The organism is Pseudomonas sp. zfem002, assembly GCF_032621685.1.
GTDB lineage: Bacteria > Pseudomonadota > Gammaproteobacteria > Pseudomonadales > Pseudomonadaceae > Aquipseudomonas > Aquipseudomonas japonica.
Genome location: NZ_JAVYJH010000022.1, coordinates 41,038 through 65,309 on the forward strand (window position 1 = coordinate 41,038; position 24,272 = coordinate 65,309).

Below are 24,272 nucleotides of genomic sequence, written 5' to 3' on the forward strand. Positions count from 1 at the left end.
ATGGCCCGACTGGCTTGCCAGCGACCTGATGTCACTATCTTTCCGCTTTCTGTCCGATTCCCTGCTTACTCGACATAACACCTAAACGGTTAAATCCCTGCCTGAACGTACACGGGATTTACACCATGAACACCTCCCCTTCCCTTGCGCCGCGGGTCTCTGCCGAGCCGCAGTTGCAATGGCTGAACCAGACTGACAGCACTATCGCTGCGGACATCATGAACCTCATCAACAGCACCGTCGGGGATGGCGGTGTCCTGGGCTATGAGCAAGAGATGTCGGTCGACCAGGGTGTCGATTTCACCGCGGCGTTGCAGGCGCGCATCCAGGGTGGAGATACCTATGCGTTGCTCGGGTGTGCACCTGCCGGGCCGGCGTGCCTGGTGATCGTTTCGCGCAGCAGCATGCCGAACTGCCGGCACATCGCCGACCTGAGCAAGGGCGTGGTACACCCGGCCCACCGCGGCTCTGGCCTGGTGGCTCGCGCCTTCGTGGAAATCGTGCGGTTGTGCCAGGCAAAAGGCATCGAACTGCTGACCCTGGACGTACGCGAAGGCACTCGTGCTCACCGTCTATGGCAACGCTTCGGGTTTCAGACCTACGGCGTGCTTGAGGACTATGCGCGGGTAAACGGCGTGAAACATCGCGGCCACTACATGGCCCAGTCAGTGGCAAGCCTGGCCCTGCGACTCAACCTGAACTGACGCGCCATCAATCGTTCGCCTGCGGTCATCGTCGCCAAGGGCTCCCCTTTCAATCATTCAAGGAATGCCGCCATGGCCTTGTCGACTGCTGCCTTTCGCGATCAGCTGGAACAGAAACTGCACCACCACCTGACCTTGTCCCACCCGATATTCCAGGCACTGCTTTCGCCTGAAGGCAACAAGCCGCTGTTGCGCAAGGTGGCTCTGCAGGGCTACCAACTGACCAAGTACTTCCTGACCTATGTCGAGCACCTGTTCTTCTATTGCCCGCTGCCTGCGCATAAGCGGGCGCTGGTCACCAATTGCTTCGAAGAAGAAACCGGGCGGCTTTCGCGCACCGATAACCATGTGGTGCTCATGCAGAATTTCCTCCGCGCACTGGGCATCAGCGATGCCGAGCGCGATGCCGAGCAACCGCTGCCGGCCACCTGGGAGCTGATCGACTTTCGTCTGCAGGCGGTGCGTGACCCGGCGCGTTACCACGTTGGCGCGGCAGCGGTGATGATCGCCAGCGAAGGGCAAAACCTCGAAACCGTCGCCGGCGATGCACGTCATGTGTTGCTCGGGCGTGCTTACGGCCTGGCGGAACAGGATCTGCTGTTCTTCTCCGTGCACCAGAAGGAGGACGTCGGCCACGTCAACGAAGGCCTGGACCTGGTGTCGGAACTCTGCACCACGGCGCAGATGCAAGAGGAGGCCTTGCACGCGGTAGACCACACCTGCCGGCTGTTCTACGCGATGTACGAAAACATGTACCAGGCGTATTGCCGGGTTCCCGAGGCCGAAGCGGTTTGATACCCCGCAAGAAGGATTGGTCATGAATCAGAAATTCAGCTCGACCTTGATCGTCTCGGTGCTGGTCGTCGGCTTCGTGGTGATGTTCCTGTCCAGCGCCCTGAAAGGGCTGTACCAGGTGTACTTCGTCGACCTCGCCGCTCACTTCGGCGAGGGGCGTGCGGCGCTGGCCACGGCCGGTTCGCTGTTCGTCCTGACCATCGGCCTGGTGTCGCCCGTGGTGGGTTGGCTGAGCGACAGGGTCGGGCCGTTGAGCACGGTGGCCCTGGGCAGCGTCAGTGCAGGGCTGGTGCTGCTGGGGGTGACCCTGGTCGGCACTCAGCTGATGCTGTTCACCCTCTTGTATGGCCTGCTTGGCGCCTTTGCCCTGGCGGCGATGACCTACGTGCCCATGGGCATCCTGGTCGATCGCCTGGTCGCCGAACGCTTCAAGGCCTTTGCTTTCGCTTTCGTGACCAATGGCACGTCGATCGGCTTCATCGTGCTTTCGCCGCTGTGGATCATGCTGCAGCAGCGCATAGGCTGGCAGCCGGTGTTCTCCTGGGTTGGCCTGATCTTCCTGATTCCGTTGAGCCTGGCGCTGTACTGGGTGGCCCGGACGGTGCCGTTGAAGCCCGATCCGCAGGCCGCCCTGGTCAAGCACTCGGTAGCGTTCCTGCTGCGTGACTCGCGTTTCTTCGTGCTGGCGCTGAGCTTTGCCAGCTGTGGCGCCACCATGGCGTTCATCGACGTCCATCTGGTGTCGTTCTGGCAGGGCGAGGCGCTGCCCAGCTCGGTACAGGCCAGTGGCCTGAGCCTGCTGGGGGTGCTGGAACTGATCAGTGGCCTGATGGCTGGGTGGCTGGCCACCCGCTACAACAAAGGGCTGCTGTTGATGCTGTTCTACCTGCTGCGTACGGCGGCGGTGATTGTCCTTCTGACCACTCCGGGACCGCTTGGCACCTACCTGTTTGCGGTGCTGTTCGGTGCCAGTTACCTGGGCACAGTGGTACTGACGTCGGCATTTTGCTTTGCCCTGTATGGCTCGGAAATCAAAGGCAAGGTGTTCGGCCTGCTGTTCCTGGTGCACCAGCTGGGCGCCCTGGTGGCCACGCAGCTCGGCGCACTGGATTTCGACAGGCATCAAAGCTACCAGTTGACCCTGGCTGGCCTGGCGACGGCCACCGTGGTGGCTGCGCTGGCTTCCTTGTGGCTGGTATCGGCGCGCACCGCAGCACAAACCCCGACCTCGCCAGTGGCTGAACCTGAGTAGTTCACCGATCAATTGCCCATCGTTCAATGCAAACAAGGAGGTGCACCATGCAATCGTCTGCGATTGGCCTGGATGGTTTTGACGCAACTTCGGCGTTGCACAGCAATCGGGTCAGCGATTTGTCCGATGTTTTCTGCGAGCCACTGGCCATGACATCTGCCTATACCTTCGCTTCAGCGAAGGAAGCGGCGGAACGCTTCAGCGGCCAACAGCAGGGCAATGTGTACAGCCGCTTCACCAACCCCACGGTGCAAGCGTTCGAAAGCCGCGTGGCGGCGCTCGAACATGCGGAAGGTGCCGTGGCGTTCGCCTCCGGGATGGGCGCGTTCACCGCGCTTTGTCATGCGTTCCTGCAGCAAGGTGACAATATTGTCTGCAGCCGCGATGTGTTCGGCACGACCGTCAGTGCCTTCAGCGTCTACATGGCTCGTTTCGGGATCGAGGCGCGGTTCGTCGACCTGACCGACCTGACCCAGTGGCAGCAGGCAATCGACGACAGGACCCGCCTGGTGGTGCTCGAGTCCCCCTCCAACCCGCTGCTGAAAATCGGCGACATTCGTGCCATCAGCTTCCTGGCACACCAGAAGGACGCTCTGGTCGTGGTGGACAACACCCTGCTGACGCCGGTGTTCCAGCGCCCGCACACCCTGGGTGCGGACCTGGTCATCCATTCGGCAGGCAAGTACATGGACGGTCAGGGGCGTGCTCTGGCAGGTGTGGTGACGGGTTCGCAACACCTCATGCAGGCGTTGAGGGGCGTATTGCGCACCCTGGGTATTTCCTGCAGCCCGTTCAATGCCTGGTTGCTGCTCAAGAGTCTGGAAACCCTCGAAATCAGGATGCTGCGTGCGCAGCAGAGCGCCCTGGAACTGGCCCAGTGGCTGAGCGGGCAACCGCTGGTGAGCGCGGTGCACTACACCGGTCTGGCTCACCACCCCCAGCATGCCCTGGCCTGCACCCAGCAGGACGGTCATGGCGGGCTGCTGAGTTTCGAGATCGTCGGTGGGCAGCCAGCAGCCTGGCAATGGATCGATGAACTGCGTTGTGTGGCCCGCTGCACCAACATCGGTGATACCCGCAGCATGGTCACCCATCCGGCCAGCACCACCCATGGCCGCCTGGATGCAGAAGCGCGGCATCAGGCGGGCATCAGCGACGGCCTGATCCGCTTGTGTGTCGGCCTGGAGCGCGTGAGCGATATCAAGGCCGATCTGCAGCAGGCGTTCGACGCCGTGTCCTTTCAACGAACGGTGCACGTGCCGTCAGGCCTGTCCCGGAGTGCGGTGTGCAATGGCTGAAATACTCGCTTCAGGTTTCGCGATTGGCGTGTTTGCCGTGGGGATGCAACTACTCGCCCTGGTCGCGGTGTATGGCACCGGTGCCGGCAAGGAAGCGCGTGGGTATGTCGTGGCGTTCGGGCTGGGCTGCTGTGTGCTGCTGGGGATGGTGATGCTGGATCCCTTGGCGCTTGGCGGCTGGCACATCGATGGCCTGGCAATAATGGCGATGTGCGGCTGATGCCGGCGTCGTGTCTTTGGTGAACCGGGGCTGGATCAGGATCCGCCTGGGCGTTCTGGGGTATTCAAATGTACAAAGTAATGGCCATCAGCCTGTTGCTGGGGTGTGCGCTACCGTTCGCAGCGGCACAGGGTGAGGTTGCATCGAGCACTGGCGACAGTGTTGCCAGCGTCAGCAAACGCCTTGTTTCGTTCTACAGTCAGCCCCTGCCCTCCGCCGGCAAGGCGACCCCGATACGGGTTCCGGCTGTGCTGTCGCTGCCCGCCAACGTGACGGGGCCGGCACCGGCGGTAGTGATCCTGCACGGCTCGGCGGGAATGGACTCGCGCGGCCCGCTGCACGGTGGTGACCTCAATGCCCGCGGCATCGCCACGCTCGAGCTGGACATGTGGGGCGCACGCCGCCTTGCTGGCGGTGCACAAGGGCGGCCGCCGCGTGTTCACGACACCTTGCCGGACCTGGCGGGTGCCTTGGCTTATCTGGCCACTCAGCCCGGTATCGACAGCCACCGGGTGGGGGTGCTCGGTTTCTCCTGGGGCGGTGCTCAGACCATGCTCGCGGCTTCTGCGGCCATCAACGACGAACTGGAGCAGGCCTCCGGCGTGCGTCCCGTCGCGCTGGCAGCCTTCTATCCCGTGTGCTGGGGCTACAACCGCGTTCCCGGCTACAACCTGAAGCACCTGGCGCCGGCGCGCCTGTTGGTCCTGGTGGGTGAAAAGGACCAGTACGAGGATGACCCCGCTGCTTGTCCAACCCTTGTTTCAAGCCTGCCTGCCGAAGACCAGGCACGAGCGCAGGTGGTGGTCTACCCCGGCGCCGAGCACGGCTTCAATGGCCTGGAAGCCGCTCAGGAGTACAAGGATCCCTTCCTGCACCGTGGCCAGGGCGGCCTGGGGCGTTCGGCACCGGATCCAGCGGCGCGGGAGGCGTCGCGCAAGGCCGTGGTCGGGTTTTTCACTGACAGTTTCACCACCACGACCGTGAGTGGCCGGTGACAACGGGGGCCTAGGCGTTGTCCTGAGTGATCACGCTGCGAAACTGCAGCGGCGGTTGTGGCATTTCCCGGCGCCATGCCAGGCGAAAGGCATGGCTGCTGCCGTAACCGCAGCGTTCTGCGATCTGCTCCACATTGAGCCGGCTGCCGCGCAAAAGCTCACGGGCCAGGTCAATGCGTTGGGCGCGCAAGTAGTCCTGCAGGGTTTGACCGGTATTGTCGCGGAACAGCCGCGCCAGGTGCCGGTAGCTGACATTGAACTGGCTGGCCAGTTGTTCAAAGCTGAAATTGCTGCCCAGGTGCGTATCGATATGGTCCTGGGCCGCGTGTACCAATGGGTGGATGTGATTGCGTGCCAGGTCCGCCGCGCGCAACTGCACATCTTCGCCGGCGCGGCGACGGTAGATGACCAGCTCCTGCGCCACCTGGTTGGCCACTGTTTTGCCGTAGAGCCGAGACACGATATGCAAGGCCAGGTCGGTCCCGCTGGACACGCCGGCCGAGGTGAACACACCGTCGTCCTCCACGAAAAGGCGATTTTCCAGCACCCTGGCGTTTGGGTAGCGAGCCTGAAGCAGGCCGACGTAACGATGGTGCGTGGTGCATTGACGGCCATCCAGCAGGCCGGCTTCGCCCAGCAGGAACGCACCGGTGCAGATGGAGCACAACTGCAGATCTGGCGTTTGCCCTACCACCTTCGCCAGCCACTGGGCGGTCGCGGCCAATATCGCGGCTTCGCTGGTGCTCACAGACAGCTTGTTGCCAACGACGAACAGCAAGTCCTGGGGTGAGAGCTGTTCCGGCAACTGCTGCAAGCCACTCAAGGTCACGCCCTGAAAGCTGCTGATCTGCGGCTTCGCCGCGATGCAACGCACGTTGATCGGCGCCAGTTGCAGCTCTTCGAGGCTCGCCATGATCTGCAACGGACCGCCGAGATCCAGGATGTGTGTGCCCGGGAGCAGCAAGAACCAGATAGTGCGCATGACGGTATTCCTTACATCTCCAAGCGCCTGACGTTGGGCGGCACCTTGCCAACATAGCGTCAAAAGGCCATGCATTGAAAGTCTGCTGAGTCTGGTGGGTTGATTGTGGCTTTCTTGGAGAGTGCGCTTGCGAGTGTGGCAGGAGCGTCAGGATGCTGCGTTCACCCAGGACCTGTTCGCGGCGATGTGCACGGGCAGCGGTGAGGGAGCTGAATCACGGACAACTCCTTCAGTTAGAACAATGAAGGGTGAATCGTCCTGACTCTTAGACGCTGTGATCGGCAGTTCTGGGTTGTTTTCAGCCGTTCGCGAGCGACTGCTTTCGACCCATAGTAGCCCTTCGCTAAGGGCCGCAAACAGCCAAAAGCGGTCTGTCTGCGGTGTCTGCGAAATAGGGCCGATTCACACGGTCAAAAAATCAATAGAAATCCTCGGTGATGGATTGGAACTACTTAATTCCAGGCCCCTTAAATCAAAGGTTTCCAGCAGCATTCGACCTGATCCGTACCATTTTTACTATCTGGATCCGGCTTCTCCTCTAATAGCAGAGGCCTTCCTAACCAAACTGATTGCCTTGGTCCATTAAGTCGAGCACAATTACCTGATCACGCTATGACAAACGAGCCGTAAATGGAATATTTGATCTACGTATTCACACCTGAGAATTCACTATCCCCCTACTGGTCAATTGGAACCAGTATTGCATCAGTAGTAATTGCCATGGTGGCAGTGGTATTTACATGGCTTCAAGCAAAAAAATCGACAAACACAATCGCCTTATGGTTACGCCACATATCTCGAGCACAACCCACATAAACAAAGACGACGGGACGATTTCGCTTCACTTAGAAAATAATGGAATAGGCCCCGCACTTATCAAAGACTTCTCAATAGAAGTTGATGGGGAAAAAATCAGCTCAGGCGATAAAGTGGAGGAGGCTTTAATTTTACTATTAAAGGGCCTTCCAATCGACAAGTGGGGGCATGAGTCGATTGCACGAAATTCATTTTTACCTGCAGGAAAAAAAATAGAACTTGTCACAATAATTTCAAACAAAATTACAGCTGAAGAGATAACAAAAAAAATCGATTCCAGAGCAAATGTAAGAATAGATTACACTTCCATCTATGGAGAGCCTTACACCTACGAATCTTGAGTTTACTTCTGAATCGATAGCAACAGTCTGCCTCAAGACCGTTGATGACGGAGAAACGAAATTGGAAATTATGATTCCTTGCGCGGAGTGCGCGCGCGCTGTCTCGATGGCTGACAATGACTTTGGGCCTGAGGGTGTGGTGCTCCGAAGTAGGACGGTGCACGTTCAGGAGCATAATCTTTATCGCGCCGTTTGCCCGGAAGGGCATCAGCTGGTAGCCATCCTCGATAATCTTCCTTTTGAGCTACTTTTTGAAAGCGGTTTAGAGGCTCTAGTTGACGGCTATCTACGGGAGTCTGTAAGCAGCTTTGCTGCCGCACTGGAACGCCTATACGAATTTTCCATCCGTGTGCAATTGACAGCCGAAAAGGTCGAGGTCGATCAGTTAGATTTGATGTGGAAATCAGTCGCTGCCCAGTCGGAACGGCAGCTTGGAATGTATATCGGCTTGAGAACTTTGAAGGATGGAAAGCAGCCGGCGTTGCTGTCCCCATCTCAATCAAAGTTCCGCAATTCGGTTATCCATAAGGGGTACTTTCCCGATAGCAAAGAGGCTTTCGATTTTGGTGAGGTGGTTTTTAGGCTAATGTTGGATGAGGTTCTGCGCTTGGACGAGAGTTTCAAGGATGCAGTAAGCATCCAGAAACATGCATACCGGGAAAAAGCGTCGAAATCTCTCAAAAGAGAAGACCCACCCCCCTATATGTTTGGCTTTGGATTGGCAGTCGCAGATCGAGCAGATCGACCGTTCTCTGACGTAGTAATGAAAGCGCAAGCGTCAATGCGTAGGAGACGTGCAGACGAAGCACCGCCTGTTCGAATGCCCCGTAGTAATGACACGCACTCTTAGTAATTTTCAGAATTTGCGTCGGTGATTAACTCTGTGAACATACGTGAATCAGATCTGAACTATGTAAGTGCTCCATGAACCCCACATTCAAAGCGCTCAACTGATTCCGGATGCTGTGCTCCCGATTTCTTTCCGGAGCCCGCCGACCATGATGCGACCCGACGCCAAAGTCGAAAAAGTCTACCTCTATCCAAAACCTGTCGACAGTCTACCTCTATCCAAAACCTGTCGACTTTCGAAAGTCCATCGATGGCCTGGCCGCTCTGGTCGAACTCGATATCAAGGTGGCGGTGTTCGATCCCGTGCTTTTTGTCTTCCTCAACAAGCCGCGCAACCGCGTGAAGATCTTGTACTGCATCTCGAAGAGGAAGTTGCGCTGTTGCGCCAGCGCCTGTTTGGCCGCAAGAGCGAGCAGACAGGCGACGTGGCAACACCGCAGTTGCTGCTGTTCAACGAAGTGGAGAGTCTGGCTGAGCCGGTCGATGAGTTCGCCGAAGAAGAAGTCGTTGCGCCAACCAAACGCCGTGGCAAACGCAAGCCGCTGCCCGCTGATTTGCCGCGTATCGAAGTCACCCACGAACTGCCCGAACATGAACTGACCTGCGCTTGTGGCTGCCGCAAACACGTCATTGGCGAAGAAGTCAGCGAGCAACTTGAAATCGTCCCGATGCAAATTCGGGTCATCAAGCACCTGCGCAAGGTCTACGGCTGTCGCGACTGCGAGTCAGCGCCAGTGACGGCAGACAAGCCTGCCCAAGTGATCGAGAAAAGCATGGCCAGCCCCAGTGTGCTGGCCATGCTGCTGACGACCAAGTACGTAGACGGTTTGCCGCTTCACCGTTTCGAAAAAGTGCTGGGCCGCCACGGCATTGACATCCCACGCCAAACCTTGGCGCGCTGGGTGATTCAGTGCAGTGAACACTTGCAGCCGCTACTGAATTTGATGCGCGAGAACCTGTTGAACAGCCGGATCATCCACTGCGATGAGACCCGCGTACAGGTGTTGAAAGAACCTGGGCGCGAGCCCAGTAGCCAGTCGTGGATGTGGGTACAAACCGGCGGCCCACCTGATCGGCCGGTGGTCCTTTTCGACTACGCCACCAGCCGAGCGCAAGAGGTGCCAACGCGCCTGCTGGAAGGCTATCGCGGCTATGTCATGACCGACGACTACGCCGGGTACAACGCGCTGGCCGCGCAGGACGGCGTCGAGCGATTGGGCTGCTGGGCACATGCTCGGCGCAAGTTCGTTGAAGCGCAGAAAGTGCAGCCGAAGGGCAAGACTGGGCGCGCTGACATTGTGCTGAACCTGATCAACAAGCTCTATGGCATTGAACGCGATTTGAAAGACGGCAGCGATGAGGCACGCAAGATTGGCCGTGAAGAACGCAGCTTGCCGGTGTTGGCTCAGTTGAAGAGCTGGGTAGAGAAAACCCAGCCCCAGGTCACGACGCAGAACGCCTTGGGCAAAGCCATCGGCTATCTGGCCAGCAACTGGAGCAAGTTGGAGCGTTACCTCGAGCAGGGTTACTTGCCGATCGACAATAACGCCGCTGAGCGTGCCATCCGCCCGTTTGTCATTGGCCGAAAGAACTGGCTGTTTAGCGACACGCCCAAGGGCGCGACGGCCAGTGCGCAACTCTACAGCCTGGTTGAAACAGCCAAAGCCAACGGCAAGGAGCCTTATGCGTGGCTGCGCCACGCACTGGAACGCCTGCCGCAGGCGTCCTCAGTGGAAGATTACGAAGCCTTGCTGCCGTGGAATTGCACGCCTCATCTGCATAGCTAAGCGCTCGCCCATCTTTGGATAGGTGGGGTTTATGGAGCGCTTACACTGGAACGTCTGCTCGAAGCGGCCAGCGCAGCCGGCGCCCTCAGCGCCGCCTACATGCTGCTGCGCCTGCCGTTGGAGGTCGCGCCGCTGTTCGAACAGTGGCTGCAGGATCACTACCCGCAACGCGCCGAGCATGTCCTCAGCCTGGTCCGGCAGAGCCGTGGCGGTGAACTCTACGACAGCCGCTTCGGCGCCCGGATGCGCGGCGAGGGCGTATTCGCCGACCTGCTGGCGCAGCGCTTCGACAAGGCAATCCGGCGTTATGGCCTCAACCGTCGGGGTGGTTATGCGCTGGATTGCACGGCGTTTTGTCCGCCGGGTGGGCAGTTGTCATTGTTGTAGAGTCAGCTACCAAGGCAATTCCAATTGAGGCGTATCTTGAATTCTCTTTTTGACTTTTACAGACAAGCCAATCAGTCGTACCGCTCTACCTCCACGTTTGGTATCCCAAAGTTTTTGGAAAAGCGTCTTGAATGTTTCCTCATTCAATGAGTGTGCACATGCCTCGGTAGTAGATACTGAAAAATCAGAAAATTTGAGTTTTACATTGTTTCTGATAATTAGAAACTCCTCGCTCGCTTCAGTGATTCTTTGTCGGAGAATCACTGCAAGACGAAGTAGTTCATCATGGCACTGTGAGAGATCAAAGCAGTCAGATGGTAGCGTTTTTTCCACACCGATTGACCTTATATCGTTTGGGGTCTCATCAGACTGCTCGATGCCCTGACAGCGCTCCCAGACATAAAATCCATGCACTCCCAAGTACTGTATGAGTGCGGGGATTTTTTCTTCTGTCAGATCTCTACAGTGGCGACAACCGAGGTTTTCCAGTATTGAATACGTTTTTGGTCCGACACCGGGGATTTTTCGAATATTTAAATTTTGTATAAAATTTTGTGTCTGAGCTGGTGTAATCACGAAGATACCGTTCGGCTTGTTTATTTCTGATGCGATTTTCGCTAAATATCTCAAGGGGGCCACACCAGCGGAGGCCGTAAGATAAAGCTCCTGTTCGATAGTCTGGCGAATTTCCTCGGCCATATAAGTTGCTGATCCATTACAGTGGCTTTGATCAGTAACCTCAAGTGATGCTTCATCTAGAGAAATGAACTCTATCTTGTCGGTATAACGTTTAAATATTTCTCCCATCTGCTGGCTAATTCGCTCATATACTTCGAATCGAGCAGGCAGCAGTACGAGTTTCGGGCACAGTCGGTGAGCTGTAGCTGTGGCCATCCCACTTTTGACTCCGAACTTACGAGCGATATAATTTGCTGTACTGATAACTCCACGCTCTGCTGCCGTCCCCCCCACTGCGACTGGTAGACCCATTAAGTTAGGTGAGCTTAGAAGTTCAACTGAAACAAAAAAAGAATCCATGTCTATATGAATGAATTTTCGGATATGGTTTTTTGTCACGTGGCTACCAAAATGACCATTGAAGATGAGTTGTCGTCTGTATGTACACCTTGAATATGGGGAGAAAACTCAGGGTACTTTACAGTCAAGTCCTCCACCGCGAGAAGATAACGGATCACGTCTTGAGTGAATTTTTCACCAGGCGCTACGCACATTATTCCAGGCGGGTATGGAATTAGGCCCTCTACCGCAGTCCTATCTATAGCCTGCTCTAGCGAGACAGACTCATAGTTACCACGTATAAGATCTTGGTTTGCTTCGTAATTTGATATCGACCCAGCAGAGACTCTGTGACTAGTGAATATTTTATGCTGCAAACGCTCAACGTCATGCAGTTCATATAGGTTATTTATTGATAAGCATAGCTCGCGCAATGAAATACCGTTGTAGCGATCAGTACGAGTGCAAAGAAATGGCAGAGCCTCGGACGCGCAGGCGTTGTTTTCGATCAATTGCTCAAGGCGCTTTAGTTTCGTGGCCATGTCAGAGAGTTGATAACGATTGGTCGAAGGTGAGATGAGGATGGTGAAATTATAGAAATCCGATTTTTCTGGTGTGAAGTTACACTCTCTGAGGTATTGAGTGACTATCGGCCCCGGGATAGAAATGTTGTGCCCTTCAGCATCGTGAATGGTGGGCTTGGTTGTGAATAAAAGTTTGCAGGGGTCTCGATAGTGCAAATTGTCTTCTATAACTTTCAGATTGTTTTTGCCTGACCCATTTACGAATGGAATGTGTTTTTTGCTATGCTCGTAATCATCATGATTTTTGTGATGGGCGGTCAAAGGACTGCCTCCGCTATACGGTTTTATGATAGAGCATTGACTAGCGACTAAAGAGTTGAGAAATGAAGATGACGAGACAGCAGATTTCCACATGGCTTCGCCCTGCCCATTGGCATGGATAGCGGCATTGACCTCAAGCGACATAAATAATGGGTATGAGGGGCTTGTGGACGAGTGAAGCATAAACGCGCTGTTGAATGCCTCCTTTGAACAGAATCGCGCCTGTCCCCTAACATGATGATCTTTTTTATGGATTTGAGACGTTTGTGATAGTCCAGACATCTGCTTGTGTACTGATTGAGTGACGATGATACCTGGAGATTTTTCTGATAGTGGTAGAGTTAATGGGGATTTGTCTTTTAAGCTCGTGATGAATTGCTCATATCCTAACCACGCAGAGTCAAAAAGGATATATTCACAAAGATGCCCAACTCTTCGTACTAGTTCTCTTGCATCCAGAACTGCTCCATCGCAGGTTGCATGTTGTACGATGGCAAGACGAAAAGGACGCGGCCTCTGTGCCTTAATGTGGTCTACCTTGGCGGCCCTGGTTCGAAGTGAGACTTCGTCCAGCGCTCCTAATGCGTAACCTCCAAGAACACCGAACTCGTCCCGATGGTTGTCTAGATAAATAGGTACTCCTCCGCTCAGGACGAGAGCCCCTAAAAATATAGATTTATGATTATTCCTATCCATAAGTACCAAGTCACCGGCCGCTACCAAGGCGCTCGTCACTATCTTATTGGCTGTGGACGTGCCATTAAGAACGAAATAGGTCTCGTCAGAGCCAAAAACTTCCGCAGCAAGGTTTTCAGCGTTATGTACAGGGCCTTCATGACTGAGAATGTCGCCGAGCTCTGGGGCGGCGTGGGGTACATCAAGCTTGAAAATCTGTTCACCAAGCAAATTCTTGAAGCGGTAACCTTCTGGGCTTAGATCAAGACATCCACCTCCTTGATGCCCAGGGCAAGCAAAAGTAGGGCGGAGCTGGCTGGAAAATCTCGCTACGGTTCGTGTAAATGTTGGAAGCAAAGCAAAATCATAATTTCGTGCGGAGCTTTCTATTTGTGAAATATCAATGGGGGTAAGAGGCTTAAAGAGACTCACATAGGGGGTGTTTGCAAGTGCCTTCAGTATTTGTGGTCCTGGTTTTTCGAACACGATGAATAGTGGTATCGTGAAGCGAGAAATATAGTCGCACACTCGTTTGTTTTCAGCGTCTTCTGGAGTAACAACCAATGCAGACGCCTTGTGCAAATTGTCGCACTGATGCAGCTTTATGCAGGAAGTCAAGGGTTGAGGTAGTTCAATATTTTCACTATATACAATCATGCTTTTCATCCTCATCACTCTTTACACCCCAAGCTAGAGGTGCGACCGATAAAAGGAACGTCATGCCTATCAGTGTGGCAGGACCTGCGATCAGGAATACGATACTAGCGACTAGACCTGATAGTGCATCGCCAAGCACTGCAGTGAAGTAGTAAAGAGAAAAGTTTCTTCCAGTTTCGCTTTGTAAAGATAGAAGTTGAATGTTTGTGATTATCGAGATGTCAACGAACGCTCCAACAAATCCTACGAAAAATAGGCTTGCTATGAAGGCGGATGTGCTCAGGTTCAAAGCTAATGCTGAAATGAAAAGTAAACATCCATAAATCCACCAGTATCGAACTACTGAACGTGATGATGTGCGAAGATTAAATTTCTCGTAAAGAATACTTCCCAGAACTGTGCCGGTAGCGAGAAGAGAATTCACGTAACCTACAGCCGCCTCTATATGGAATTCTTCGAGTACAGCAGCGGGAAGTATGAATCGAAGTATTGACGTTGCGAATATAGCGCACAGCGTGGTGCAACAAATTACGGTGAATAACGAAGGATTGCTCTGTCTGATTCGACCAATGCTCTGCATTGCCTCTTTGATAATTGAGTAAGGCTGAAGTGCGGTCGTATTACTTGTCGGGAACTCACGCAATGCTAGGAGCCAGGCCGCTGATGCAATGAGGCAGGCCAGGAAAAATAAAAAAGTTAATGCAGGGAAAAATGCAATGGTTATCAGGGAAAATATCAACGGGCCAATAATAGATGAACAGTCTTCAATGGCTTGCAATCCGCTATTGAGTGACGATAGTTGATTTTTTTCGACAACATGAGGGAAGTAAGATCTAAATGTAGGGCTATATAGACAATCGCCAGTGGTCATTATCATTGATGCAAAAATTATCACTATTATTGGTGAGTCAAACGCCTCTGATGTAAAAAATAAAATAATTGCCGCGATTGCTTTGATAAGCTCAGCTGAAATCAGAATTTTCCTCTTGGAGTAGTTGTCGGCAAGCCAGCCTCCTAGAGGGGAAAATATTAGAGTAGGGATATAACGAAGAAAGTATATTACGCCGATTAGTAGAAGATTGGCGTTGGTAAGCTGAACTACAGAGACAGCAAACGCTGCTTCAAATGCGAACTCGCCAATTTTTGAGAATAGATAGGCAGTTGAAAGTCTTCGCGTGTCATGGTTTATCGCAAGCGCGCGCATTTGATTACCCTACTTAACGTTTGTGGTTCATGCGGAGGGATAGATAATCTCGTTTTGTAATATGTCTCTGCCAGGGACATTAAGCTTTTCATGTACAATTTTTTTCAATATCTCTTGCTCTCCCTCCGGCATCAGGTAGAACATCATATTGCTGTACCATAGCCACCCTTGTCGGGTGACGGTCAGTGTATTGGCTGTTTCTTGAATTAACTTCGCATCAATAAGTGCATTGATTTTTTTTGATAAGCCATCTGGAAGTTTGGACCTGTCGACTTTCGATTTTTCGAGATGTCCATGATAAGGCAACCTGAGAATCCAAGGCTTCACGGTATCAAGAAGCGGGGGATGACTGCTGACGTGGCATACGTATTCGTCCTGCAGCATACTTTTCATATACTGCGCTCGTGACGTGGAGTTTGTTATCACGTTTTCTGCCATAGAGGAAATTGCGCCGGTTCCAAACCCCAGTACATCATGGTCGTCATAACCGTATACATGCTCGTGATAGACGAAAGAGTAGTCTCTCGTAATCAGTTCGTTGTTTGGGTTGGAATGGCTGACATAACCGTGTCCGTTATATGGCATAAATCCTTTTTGTCGTAGGTGTTCGTCTATCATCAGCTTCATATTTTGCTTTCTGATAGCTGGCATGACATCTTTGAATGTTTCTTTGATCTTCTTATGAAGCTTTACTGAGGTTGCAGCATTGTTGATTGGGTAGATATCAATATTCGAGACGCCTAGGCTGACTGCTTTATCGATATCTAGCAGTGTTTGATCCTCGGTGCTTCCATTCATTCCGTAGATAATATCGCAGAGTACGTGCTTCACTTGAGAAGTTAGTAAGTGTGCAGCGGTGTCGATTTTTCGAATGTCTGCATTCAGGTTGAACAACTTTCGCCAAGTTGCATCCACCGTTTGTAATCCGAATCGAGCATGTGTCATCCCCGCTTCTACTAAAGCAGCCACTCGTTCCGGCGTAACGCTAGTAATATTGAACTCGAATGAAAACTCTTCTACACCTGACATGTCGAAATGACGGTGCAACGCCTCACTTATGTCTGTTATATTTTTGGGAGATAGCAGTGATGGAGTTCCTCCGCCAAAAAATATAGCTCGGATAGGAACCGAACGATAGTCGATTATCTTAGATTTGTATTCGATTTCATTTATTATTGCTTGCGTATAGCGATCAATTTCCTCATCAGACTTATATAGGCCTCTAGTGAACGGGCAGAAGGAACATATTTCTTCGCAGAACGGAATGTGGAAGTAAAGTGCTCTCGAATTGGCTTTTTCACTTGCACGAGCAAGCAGAGACGAAAGACGTTTTCTGTCTGGAGCGAATATGTTTGACGATTGTGCTGGAAAAAAGAAATTGTATAAGGGGAATTGGTAGTCGAATTTTATAAGGCCGTTATTGATCAATTTCATACTGGGTCTCCGATTGGTGCAGTCACGCGCTCACGCGACTTCCTCTAAGGATCGTGCTCTTGGAAATTTTCGCACTGCCGCCGAAAAACTTTAAAATTGGCTCGTTGATTGAGCTGTTATTGCTGCCACAAGTATAAACATCTATGCTTATGTATCTATTCTCGGGGTAAGTGTGATACGAAAGGTGTGACTCTGACAAAAGATACAGCCCGGTTACGCCTTCACCGCCATCACTGAATTTGTGAGTTAGGTGGTTAAGGACAGTGAATCTCGAGTTCTTTAAGGCGTACAGAAAAAAGTCATGTAGCGCTGAGGCGTCCTTTAATATTCTCGCATCTGCTTCGGTTATGTCCCATAAAGTGTGGTAGCCCACATCTTCCATGTCCCGTCATCTCCTTGAATAAATTAATTTGACCACTGGTGAGCAAGAGAGGGAGGAACCTCCCCCCCTCTCCCTTACTCAATCACCACATACAAAAGCCTTTGGTGGTGACGCCGGTTACTTTGGTTTCGAATAGTTCGATAGCAGACTTCATACTATATCCTTTTAGATTTTTTGGTTTTGGTTGCGTCGACGTCAATGGACGACGCAATTGAAGTTAGCTGAGTGCAGTTTTATCGCGAAACTTTCCCGTGTTACGGCATATGTCATTTTATTTCTGATATGTTTCTGCAAACATTTTGTTTGGCCTGCCGCATTCATTTCGCTCTACCTAGAGCCTTTCGGCAGGTGACCCTGTTCGGCTATAACCGCACTGTCTTAACGGGTTTAGGAATTTTCCTACTCAATTATTTTCTGATCTGCAGTGCACTTCCGTCGGAAACGCGAAGGGTTTTACCGCTGAAGCCCCCAGTCATTACTACGAGGCGCAGGGGGAAGAAAGATCAATTCGGAGATCAAGGAGGCTTCCGCTAGTGGCGATCTGATGGTGTCTATCTGGCTGGAACCCCCGTCCTAGAGCCTTCAAATTCAGTTTCAGTTAAGTTTTCACCCGTAGCGTAGGAATTCAGTCACGGCTTCTTGTGATTTCTCGCGTAAAGCTGTCATCCAAGTGACGTAAGCCTGTCTGAATCCAACCCGGTAAAATGGACTTACCTTCGAACCCGTCACAGAGGATCAATCATGTCTAACAAGGAACCCTCTCCGACCGGCCCGGCTGCTCCCGAAGCCGAGACTGCCGATGGCGCCCTGAAACATATCGTCGATGGCTTTCTGCATTTCCATCACGAGGTCTTCCCGCAACAGGAAGAGCTGTTCAAGAAACTGGCCAACGCCCAGAAGCCACGGGCCATGTTCATTACCTGCGCCGACTCGCGGATCGTTCCCGAACTGATTACCCAGAGCTCGCCCGGCGATCTGTTCGTCACCCGTAACGTGGGCAACGTGGTCCCGCCCTACGGGCAGATGAACGGCGGCGTGTCGACGGCGATCGAGTACGCGGTGATGGCGCTGGGCGTGCACCACATCATCATTTGCGGTCACTCCGATTGCGGTGCGATGCGCGCGGTACTCAACCCGCACACGCTGGAGAAGATGCCGACGGTCAAGGCCTGGCTGCGTCATGCCGAAGTGGCCCGGACCGTGGTCGAGGACAACTGCCATTGCGGCACCGAGCACGAGAGCATGCAGGTCCTGACCCGGGAAAACGTCATCGCCCAGTTGCACCACCTGCGCACCCACCCCTCGGTGGCCTCGCGCCTGGCGGCCGGTCAGTTGTATATCCACGGCTGGATCTACAACATCGAGACCAGCGAGATCTCCGCCTACGACGCCGAAAGCGACGCCTTCCTGCCGCTGACCCGCGGCCAGCCGATTCCAAGCGCTACCCCCAAAGGCCGTTTCTAAGCCTTTATCGCGACACCTGAACATCGCTGACTGACCCTCCACGGACCGCTGCCCGCGGTCCTGTGGACGGGTGTCGGCTGCCTTCGAAAACGTGTTGACAGCTTGCCACGACGTTGGCGGCCTGCGCCTGCCCGGGATCCGGGCGGGAGGCCGACGCCTGGGCACATGCGGCCAGAGGAACGGGCCGGGAAGAACAGGAGAACAGGATGAACATGACGCACTTCAAAGCGGCCTTGCCGCGGGATCTGTTGGCTTCGGTGGTGGTATTCCTGGTGGCGCTGCCGCTGTGCATGGGCATCGCCATCGCTTCGGGCATGCCTCCGGCCAAGGGCCTGGTCACCGGGATCGTCGGCGGTCTGCTGGTGGGCTGGCTGGCCGGTTCGCCGTTGCAGGTCAGCGGGCCGGCGGCGGGGCTGGCGGTACTGGTCTTCGAGCTGGTGCGCCAGCACGGGATGGCCATGCTCGGGCCGATCCTGCTGCTGGCGGGGTTGCTGCAACTGCTAGCCGGGCGCTTTCGCCTCGGCTGCTGGTTCCGGGTCACGGCGCCGGCGGTGGTCTATGGCATGCTCGCCGGGATCGGCGTACTGATCGTGCTGTCGCAGATCCATGTGATGTTCGACCACTCGCCCCTGCCCTCGGGCCTGGAAAACCTGCTGGGCTTTCCCGCGGTGCTGGCTGAGGCGCTGCCTGTGGAAAACCCCGGCAACGGCTGGCAGGCCGGGGCGCTCGGGTTGGGCACCATCGCCGTGATGTGGGGCTGGGAGCGCTGCAAGCCCCACGCCCTGCGCTTCGTCCCGGGTGCCTTGCTCGGGGTGAGCCTGATGACCCTGCTGAGCATCGCGCTGGCCCTGCCGGTGCAGCGCGTGGTGGTGCCGGACAACCTGAGCGAGGCCATCGACTGGCTGCAGCCGGCGGACCTGCTGGCCCTGGCCGATCCGGCGCTGCTGGTCGCGGCCTTCGCCCTGGCCTTCATCGCCAGTGCCGAAACCCTGCTCTCGGCGGCGGCGGTGGACCGCATGCACAGCGGCCAGCGTTCCGATTTCGACCGCGAACTGTCGGCCCAGGGGGTAGGCAACATGATCTGCGGCGTCCTCGGTGCGCTGCCGATGACCGGGGTGATCGTGCGCAGTTCGGCCAACGTGCAGGCCGGGGCCAGGACGCGCTTGTCGGCGGTGTTCCATGGTCTCTGGTTGCTGGCTTTCGTCGTGCTGCTGGGCAGCGTGCTGCAGCAGATCCCGGTGGCGAGCCTGGCCGGCGTGCTGGTGTTCACCGGGGTGAAACTGGTGGACCTGAAGGCCTTCCGCGGCCTGGGGCGCTATGGACGGATGCCGATGTTCACCTACGCGGCGACGGCGCTGGCGATCGTCTTCAGTGATCTGCTCACCGGTGTGCTGCTGGGCTTCGCCCTGACCCTGGTGAAGCTGGCGCTGAAGGCGGCGCGGTTGAAGATCAGTGTCGCCAGCCTGGAAAAACCGGGGCACATGGAGCTGCGCCTGAGCGGGGCGGCGACCTTCCTCAAGGTGCCGGCACTGACCCAGGCGCTGGATGGCGTGCCGCCAGGAACCACCTTGCACGTGCCGCTGGCCAACCTGAGCTACATCGACCATGCCTGCCTTGAGTTGCTGGAGGATTGGGGACGGGCCAATGCGGGCAGCGGCTCGCGGCTGATGATCGAGTCGCGGCGCCTGAAGCGGCGGGTCGAGGGGCGGTTGCGTACTACCGGGGGATTGGGCGCTTAGCGGTTGGGGCTGCTCTGCGGCCCTTCGCGACGCAGCGGCGCGAAAGGCGGCGAAGCAGCCGAAGGATGATCAGGCAGTCTGTTCCTGCCCCAGTTCCAGGCCGACGCCCAGTTGTCGCGACAGGCACGGCCAGCGCTTCCACGCCGCCCCCGTCGTCGGGCTGCTCAGCTTCTCGCGGTAGGCTTCCACCGACTCCAGGGCGAAGCTTGCGTCGTCGAGCATGTTGTCCAGCGAGTGATGCACCACTTCATCCAGCTGGTTGGCGAAGTCCTCGCCGATCAGCTGGTGGGCAATCAGGTTGGCTACCGTGGTATCCAGCGGAATCAGCGGCTGCTGGAAGTGCTTGATGTACAGGTCGTTGACTTCTTCTACCAGGCGGTGGGCCAGGTAGGCTTCGTCGAGCAGGCAATCGAGGCCGACATGGCCGTGCATGATCTGCGGTGGGGTAATGAAATACTCTTCGGCGATTTTCAGGACCGGCTTGATCTGCGACTCGATACCCGCTTCGCGGGCAACGGCGTTCGCGGCTTCCAGCATTTCCGGTACCTGGTCGATGTAGGCGTTGACGAAACGGTTCAACGCACCCTGAGCGTCCTGCTCGGGTAACTGGATCAACGGATGAAGATGAGGCAACTGGTGGATGAGCTGTTGTTGCAGTTGGCCGGTTTCGGATTCGTGTTGTTGGGCTCGGGTGATCTGCTCGCGCAATGCGGCAATGTTCATGACAACTCCAGGGACAAGCGATGACAAACGGAAGACACTAAGTTAGCCAAGTTTTTCTGTGCGCTAATACTCATTTCTCATAACCGATATGGCCCTTTGCATAACAGGGTTATATCGAATTGCCATCACCATTATAAGTCAATGTCTTACAGCATTTCGGGCGGATCGATTAAGGCCCGAAAGACGTTTGCAGAGAGCGCATTGCGTGGTCGAGACCCCTGTCTATACTCCGCTGTGAGTGAGTTTTGGCTGATGAGGCCCGCCTGAAGTGCAGCGGGGGGCCGCCGTCGAAGTCCGCAGTCTTGACGTCGTGCCCCCTTCCGCAGGTCCCGCCTCCGGGATAACAAGAACGATAAGGGGAACCCGCAATGATGCGACATCCACACGTCTGGATGGGCCTCCTGTTGTGGTCGCTATTCACCCCGGCGCATGCCGCCTGGACGGTGAACATGGCGCCGGGGGCGACCGTCGTCAGCAACGCCGTGTTCGATCTGCACATGACCATCTTCTGGATCTGCGTGGTGATCGGCCTCGTGGTGTTCGGGGCGATGTTCTGGTCGATGATCGTCCACCGCCGTTCCACCGGCCAGCAGCCGGCGCATTTCCACGAGCACACCTGGGTGGAAATCATGTGGACCGTGGTGCCTTTCCTGATCCTGGTGGCCATGGCCATTCCAGCGACCAAGACGCTGATCGAGATCTACGATGCCAGCGAATCGGACGTGGATATCCAGGTCACCGGCTACCAGTGGAAATGGCACTACAAGTACCTGGGCCAGGACGTCGAGTTCTTCAGCAACCTGGCGACGCCGGCCGAGCAGATCCACGGCAAGGCGCCCAAGGACGAACACTACCTGCTTGAAGTCGACCAGCCGCTGGTGTTGCCGGTGGGCGCCAAGGTGCGCTTCCTGGTCACCGCCGCCGACGTCATCCATTCCTGGTGGGTGCCGGCCTTCGCGGTCAAGCGCGACGCCATCCCCGGCTTCGTCAACGAAGCCTGGACCCGCATCGAGAAACCCGGCATCTACCGCGGCCAGTGCACCGAGCTGTGCGGCAAGGACCACGGCTTCATGCCGGTGGTGGTCGAGGTCAAGTCGAAGGCCGACTACGAGACCTGGCTCGGCGAACGCAAGGCCGAGGCGGCCAAGCTCAAGGAGCTGACCAGCAAGGAATGGACCCTGCAGGAGCTGGTCGAGCGCGGCGACAAGGTCTACCACACCACCTGCGTCGCCTGTCACCAGGCCGAAGGCCAGGGCCTGCCGCCGATGTTCCCGGCGCTGAAGGGCTCGAAGATCGCCACCGGGCCGAAAGAGGATCACTTGAGCATCGTCTTCCACGGCAAGCCCGGCACCGCCATGGCGGCGTTCGGCAAGCAACTCTCGGAAGTCGATATCGCTGCGGTCGTCACCTACGAACGCAACGCCTGGGGCAACAACAAGGGCGACATGGTCACGCCGAAAGACGTGCTGGCGATCAAGCAGGCGGAAAGCAAATGAGCCGCTTTTCAGGAGACAGGACATGAGCACAGTGATCGACGACCACGGTCATGCCGGGCATGACCACGCCCACGGCCCGGCCAAGGGCCTGATGCGCTGGGTGCTGACCACCAACCACAAGGACATCGGCTCGATGTACCTGTGGTTCGCCTTCTGCGCGTTTCTGCTGGGTGGTTCCTTCGCCATGGTGATCCGTGCCGAGCTGTTCCAGCCCGGCCTGCAGATCGTCCAGCCGGAGTTCTTCAACCAGATGACCACCATGCACGGCCTGGTGATGGTCTTCGGCGCGGTCATGCCGGCCTTCGTCGGCCTGGCCAACTGGATGATCCCGCTGATGATCGGCGCGCCGGACATGGCCCTGCCACGGATGAACAACTTCAGCTTCTGGCTGCTGCCGGCGGCGTTCCTGCTGCTGGTCTCGACCCTGTTCATGCCCGGCGGCGGACCGAACTTCGGCTGGACCTTCTATGCGCCGCTGTCCACCACCTATGCGCCGGAAAGCGTGACCTTCTTCATCTTCGCCATCCACCTGATGGGCATCAGCTCGATCATGGGCGCGATCAACGTCATCGCCACCATCCTCAACCTGCGCGCCCCCGGCATGACCCTGATGAAGATGCCGCTGTTCGTCTGGACCTGGCTGATCACCGCGTTCCTGCTGATCGCGGTGATGCCGGTGCTGGCCGGGGTGGTGACCATGATGCTGATGGACATCCACTTCGGCACCAGCTTCTTCAGTGCCGCCGGCGGCGGCGACCCGGTGCTGTTCCAGCACGTGTTCTGGTTCTTCGGCCATCCCGAGGTGTACATCATGATCCTGCCCGCCTTCGGCGCGGTCAGTTCGATCATCCCGGCGTTCTCGCGCAAGCCGCTGTTCGGCTACACCTCGATGGTCTACGCCACCGGGGCGATCGCCTTCCTTTCGTTCATCGTCTGGGCCCACCACATGTTCGTGGTCGGCATCCCGGTGGTGGGCGAGCTGTTCTTCATGTACGCCACCATGCTGATCGCCGTGCCCACCGGGGTGAAGGTGTTCAACTGGGTGAGCACCATGTGGGAAGGCTCGCTGACCTTCGAAACGCCGATGCTGTTCGCCATCGCCTTCGTCATCCTGTTCACCATCGGCGGCTTCTCCGGGCTGATGCTCGCCATCGCCCCGGCGGACTTCCAGTACCACGACACCTACTTCGTGGTCGCGCACTTCCACTACGTGCTGGTGCCCGGGGCGATCTTCGGCATCTTCGCCTCGGCCTACTACTGGCTGCCGAAGTGGACCGGATACATGTACGACGAAACCCTGGGCAAGCTGCACTTCTGGCTGTCCTTCGTCGGCATGAACCTGGCGTTCTTCCCCATGCACTTCGTCGGCCTGGCCGGCATGCCGCGGCGCATTCCCGACTACAACCTGCAGTTCGCCGACTTCAACATGATCAGCTCGATCGGCGCCTTCATGTTCGGCACCACGCAGTTGCTGTTCCTGTTCATCGTCATCAAGTGCATCCGGGGTGGCGTGCCGGCCCCGGCCAAGCCGTGGGATGGTGCCGATGGCCTGGAGTGGACGGTTCCGTCGCCGGCGCCGTACCACACCTTCCAGACGCCACCGGACGTGAAATAAAGGAGGGCCGCGGTCATGAGCGAGGGCATCTCGATCAAGCGCCTGGTCAGCCGCCTGCTGTTGCTGGCGGTGCTGATGTTCGCCTTCGGCTTCGCCCTGGTGCCGATCTACGACGTGATGTGCCGCGCCTTTGGCATCAACGGCAAGACCGGCGGCCAGTACCAGGGCACGCAGATGGTCGACCCGGAGCGTTCGGTGAAGGTGCAGTTCCTCTCCACCAACGCCATCGACATGGCCTGGGATTTCTACTCCAGTGCCGACCAGATCGACGTCAACCCGGGGGCGGTGAACCAGATGATCTTCGTCGCCCACAACCCGACCGACAAACCCATGACCGCCCAGGCCATCCCGAGCATTTCCCCGGCCGAGGCGGCGGCGTATTTCCACAAGACCGAATGCTTCTGCTTCAGCCAGCAGGTGCTGCAGCCGGGTGAGCGCATCGAGATGCCGGTGCGCTTCATCGTCGACCGCGACCTGCCCAGGGATGTGAAACACCTGACGCTTGCCTACACGCTGTTCGATATCACCGCTCGCCAACCGCCGGTCGCCCACGTGGCCAGCACGAACCCGCAGAGCGCCCGATAAGGAGAACAAT

Annotated in this window: 21 protein-coding genes and 1 pseudogene; 15 read left to right on the top strand and 7 right to left on the bottom strand. The window is 56.1% G+C overall.

Going from position 1 to position 24,272, the window contains the following annotated elements; all coding sequences use genetic code 11:
• Nucleotides 1-125: 125 nt before the first annotated feature.
• The 6 genes from RTI28_RS22555 to RTI28_RS22580 all read left to right on the top strand — a co-directional run bounded on the left by RTI28_RS22555 (nt 126) and on the right by RTI28_RS22580 (nt 5,264).
• Nucleotides 126-704: a GNAT family N-acetyltransferase gene (locus tag RTI28_RS22555; RefSeq protein ID WP_316922504.1), complete on the top strand. Its 579-nt coding sequence runs from the start codon at nt 126-128 to the stop codon at nt 702-704.
• Nucleotides 705-776: 72 nt separating this feature from the next.
• A complete protein-coding gene (locus tag RTI28_RS22560; protein WP_316922505.1) occupies nt 777-1,499 on the top strand; it encodes a TenA family transcriptional regulator in 723 nt (240 codons plus the stop codon).
• Nucleotides 1,500-1,521: 22 nt separating this feature from the next.
• A complete protein-coding gene (locus RTI28_RS22565) occupies nt 1,522-2,751 on the top strand; it encodes an MFS transporter (protein WP_316922506.1) in 1,230 nt (409 codons plus the stop codon).
• Nucleotides 2,752-2,798: 47 nt separating this feature from the next.
• Nucleotides 2,799-4,049, top strand: coding sequence for an aminotransferase class I/II-fold pyridoxal phosphate-dependent enzyme (locus tag RTI28_RS22570; protein WP_316922507.1), 1,251 nt, complete (start codon nt 2,799-2,801; stop codon nt 4,047-4,049).
• Nucleotides 4,042-4,269, top strand: coding sequence for a hypothetical protein (locus tag RTI28_RS22575; protein ID WP_316922508.1), 228 nt, complete (start codon nt 4,042-4,044; stop codon nt 4,267-4,269). Before RTI28_RS22570 ends, RTI28_RS22575 begins: the two co-directional genes overlap by 8 nt.
• A 68-nt stretch (nt 4,270-4,337) precedes the next feature.
• Nucleotides 4,338-5,264, top strand: a complete 927-nt coding sequence (locus tag RTI28_RS22580) for a dienelactone hydrolase family protein (RefSeq protein ID WP_316922509.1) — start codon at nt 4,338-4,340, stop codon at nt 5,262-5,264.
• A 10-nt stretch (nt 5,265-5,274) separates the two neighbouring features.
• Here the strand turns inward: RTI28_RS22580 and RTI28_RS22585 are convergent, their stop codons facing one another.
• Nucleotides 5,275-6,321, bottom strand: a complete 1,047-nt coding sequence (locus RTI28_RS22585) for a GlxA family transcriptional regulator (protein WP_316922510.1) — start codon at nt 6,319-6,321, stop codon at nt 5,275-5,277.
• Between the two features lie 665 nt (nt 6,322-6,986).
• On the opposite strand from RTI28_RS22585, the gene RTI28_RS22590 reads away from it, so the two are divergent.
• From RTI28_RS22590 to RTI28_RS22605, 4 genes and pseudogenes are all read left to right on the top strand, one after another.
• Nucleotides 6,987-7,403, top strand: a complete 417-nt coding sequence (locus RTI28_RS22590) for a hypothetical protein (protein ID WP_316922511.1) — start codon at nt 6,987-6,989, stop codon at nt 7,401-7,403.
• Nucleotides 7,404-7,464: 61 nt separating this feature from the next.
• Entirely contained in the window at nt 7,465-8,253 is a 789-nt protein-coding gene (locus RTI28_RS22595; protein WP_316922512.1) for a hypothetical protein, read from the top strand.
• Between the two features lie 352 nt (nt 8,254-8,605).
• On the top strand, nt 8,606-10,039 hold the full coding sequence (tnpC, locus tag RTI28_RS22600; RefSeq protein ID WP_316922572.1) for an IS66 family transposase: 1,434 nt from the start codon (nt 8,606-8,608) through the stop codon (nt 10,037-10,039).
• 45 nt (nt 10,040-10,084) lie between these two features.
• A pseudogene (locus RTI28_RS22605) lies at nt 10,085-10,426 on the top strand (radical SAM protein); the annotation flags it as partial.
• A gap of 6 nt (nt 10,427-10,432) precedes the next feature.
• Here RTI28_RS22605 and dinB read toward each other — a convergent pair.
• Genes dinB through speD form a run of 5 tightly spaced genes read right to left on the bottom strand, consistent with a single transcriptional unit; the run spans nt 10,433 to nt 16,640 of the window.
• Nucleotides 10,433-11,503 carry a DNA polymerase IV gene (gene dinB / locus RTI28_RS22610; protein ID WP_316922513.1) on the bottom strand — a complete coding sequence of 357 codons (1,071 nt, stop codon included), beginning with the start codon at nt 11,501-11,503 and terminating at the stop codon, nt 10,433-10,435.
• Nucleotides 11,500-13,629 (bottom strand): ornithine decarboxylase, encoded by a 2,130-nt coding sequence (locus RTI28_RS22615; protein ID WP_316922514.1) that lies wholly within the window; start codon nt 13,627-13,629, stop codon nt 11,500-11,502. Before RTI28_RS22615 ends, dinB begins: the two co-directional genes overlap by 4 nt.
• Nucleotides 13,607-14,824 (bottom strand): MFS transporter, encoded by a 1,218-nt coding sequence (locus RTI28_RS22620; protein WP_316922515.1) that lies wholly within the window; start codon nt 14,822-14,824, stop codon nt 13,607-13,609. Before RTI28_RS22620 ends, RTI28_RS22615 begins: the two co-directional genes overlap by 23 nt.
• Nucleotides 14,825-14,851: 27 nt before the next feature.
• Nucleotides 14,852-16,258 (bottom strand): radical SAM protein, encoded by a 1,407-nt coding sequence (locus RTI28_RS22625; protein WP_316922516.1) that lies wholly within the window; start codon nt 16,256-16,258, stop codon nt 14,852-14,854.
• A 22-nt stretch (nt 16,259-16,280) separates the two neighbouring features.
• Nucleotides 16,281-16,640, bottom strand: coding sequence for an adenosylmethionine decarboxylase (gene speD / locus RTI28_RS22630; protein ID WP_316922517.1), 360 nt, complete (start codon nt 16,638-16,640; stop codon nt 16,281-16,283).
• A 741-nt stretch (nt 16,641-17,381) separates the two neighbouring features.
• Between speD and RTI28_RS22635 the strand changes: the two genes are divergently transcribed.
• Together RTI28_RS22635 and RTI28_RS22640 are read left to right on the top strand one after the other, a co-directional pair.
• The gene (locus RTI28_RS22635) at nt 17,382-18,104 is read left to right on the top strand and encodes a carbonic anhydrase (protein ID WP_316922518.1); all 723 of its coding nucleotides are present in this window, start codon (nt 17,382-17,384) and stop codon (nt 18,102-18,104) included.
• 206 nt (nt 18,105-18,310) lie between these two features.
• Nucleotides 18,311-19,843, top strand: coding sequence for a SulP family inorganic anion transporter (locus tag RTI28_RS22640; protein ID WP_316922519.1), 1,533 nt, complete (start codon nt 18,311-18,313; stop codon nt 19,841-19,843).
• A 69-nt stretch (nt 19,844-19,912) separates the two neighbouring features.
• Here the strand turns inward: RTI28_RS22640 and RTI28_RS22645 are convergent, their stop codons facing one another.
• Nucleotides 19,913-20,566, bottom strand: a complete 654-nt coding sequence (locus tag RTI28_RS22645; RefSeq protein ID WP_316922520.1) for a hypothetical protein — start codon at nt 20,564-20,566, stop codon at nt 19,913-19,915.
• Between the two features lie 368 nt (nt 20,567-20,934).
• On the opposite strand from RTI28_RS22645, the gene coxB reads away from it, so the two are divergent.
• The 3 genes from coxB to RTI28_RS22660 are packed head-to-tail and all read left to right on the top strand — an operon-like array spanning nt 20,935 to nt 24,262.
• Nucleotides 20,935-22,062, top strand: coding sequence for a cytochrome c oxidase subunit II (gene coxB / locus RTI28_RS22650; RefSeq protein WP_316922521.1), 1,128 nt, complete (start codon nt 20,935-20,937; stop codon nt 22,060-22,062).
• 22 nt (nt 22,063-22,084) lie between these two features.
• Nucleotides 22,085-23,677: a cytochrome c oxidase subunit I gene (gene ctaD, locus RTI28_RS22655; protein ID WP_316922522.1), complete on the top strand. Its 1,593-nt coding sequence runs from the start codon at nt 22,085-22,087 to the stop codon at nt 23,675-23,677.
• A gap of 15 nt (nt 23,678-23,692) precedes the next feature.
• The gene (locus RTI28_RS22660; RefSeq protein ID WP_316922523.1) at nt 23,693-24,262 is read left to right on the top strand and encodes a cytochrome c oxidase assembly protein; all 570 of its coding nucleotides are present in this window, start codon (nt 23,693-23,695) and stop codon (nt 24,260-24,262) included.
• Nucleotides 24,263-24,272: the final 10 nt, after the last annotated feature.

Coding starts and splice junctions, on each gene's coding strand:
- RTI28_RS22555 (WP_316922504.1), top strand. CDS start 126: ATGAACACCTCCCCTTCCCTTGCGCCGCGGGTCTCTGCCGAGCCGCAG.
- RTI28_RS22560 (WP_316922505.1), top strand. CDS start 777: ATGGCCTTGTCGACTGCTGCCTTTCGCGATCAGCTGGAACAGAAACTG.
- RTI28_RS22565 (WP_316922506.1), top strand. CDS start 1,522: ATGAATCAGAAATTCAGCTCGACCTTGATCGTCTCGGTGCTGGTCGTC.
- RTI28_RS22570 (WP_316922507.1), top strand. CDS start 2,799: ATGCAATCGTCTGCGATTGGCCTGGATGGTTTTGACGCAACTTCGGCG.
- RTI28_RS22575 (WP_316922508.1), top strand. CDS start 4,042: ATGGCTGAAATACTCGCTTCAGGTTTCGCGATTGGCGTGTTTGCCGTG.
- RTI28_RS22580 (WP_316922509.1), top strand. CDS start 4,338: ATGTACAAAGTAATGGCCATCAGCCTGTTGCTGGGGTGTGCGCTACCG.
- RTI28_RS22585 (WP_316922510.1), bottom strand. CDS start 6,321: ATGCATGGCCTTTTGACGCTATGTTGGCAAGGTGCCGCCCAACGTCAG.
- RTI28_RS22590 (WP_316922511.1), top strand. CDS start 6,987: ATGGCTTCAAGCAAAAAAATCGACAAACACAATCGCCTTATGGTTACG.
- RTI28_RS22615 (WP_316922514.1), bottom strand. CDS start 13,629: ATGAAAAGCATGATTGTATATAGTGAAAATATTGAACTACCTCAACCC.
- RTI28_RS22620 (WP_316922515.1), bottom strand. CDS start 14,824: ATGCGCGCGCTTGCGATAAACCATGACACGCGAAGACTTTCAACTGCC.
- RTI28_RS22625 (WP_316922516.1), bottom strand. CDS start 16,258: ATGAAATTGATCAATAACGGCCTTATAAAATTCGACTACCAATTCCCC.
- speD (WP_316922517.1), bottom strand. CDS start 16,640: ATGGAAGATGTGGGCTACCACACTTTATGGGACATAACCGAAGCAGAT.
- RTI28_RS22635 (WP_316922518.1), top strand. CDS start 17,382: ATGTCTAACAAGGAACCCTCTCCGACCGGCCCGGCTGCTCCCGAAGCC.
- RTI28_RS22640 (WP_316922519.1), top strand. CDS start 18,311: ATGAACATGACGCACTTCAAAGCGGCCTTGCCGCGGGATCTGTTGGCT.
- RTI28_RS22645 (WP_316922520.1), bottom strand. CDS start 20,566: ATGAACATTGCCGCATTGCGCGAGCAGATCACCCGAGCCCAACAACAC.
- coxB (WP_316922521.1), top strand. CDS start 20,935: ATGATGCGACATCCACACGTCTGGATGGGCCTCCTGTTGTGGTCGCTA.
- ctaD (WP_316922522.1), top strand. CDS start 22,085: ATGAGCACAGTGATCGACGACCACGGTCATGCCGGGCATGACCACGCC.
- RTI28_RS22660 (WP_316922523.1), top strand. CDS start 23,693: ATGAGCGAGGGCATCTCGATCAAGCGCCTGGTCAGCCGCCTGCTGTTG.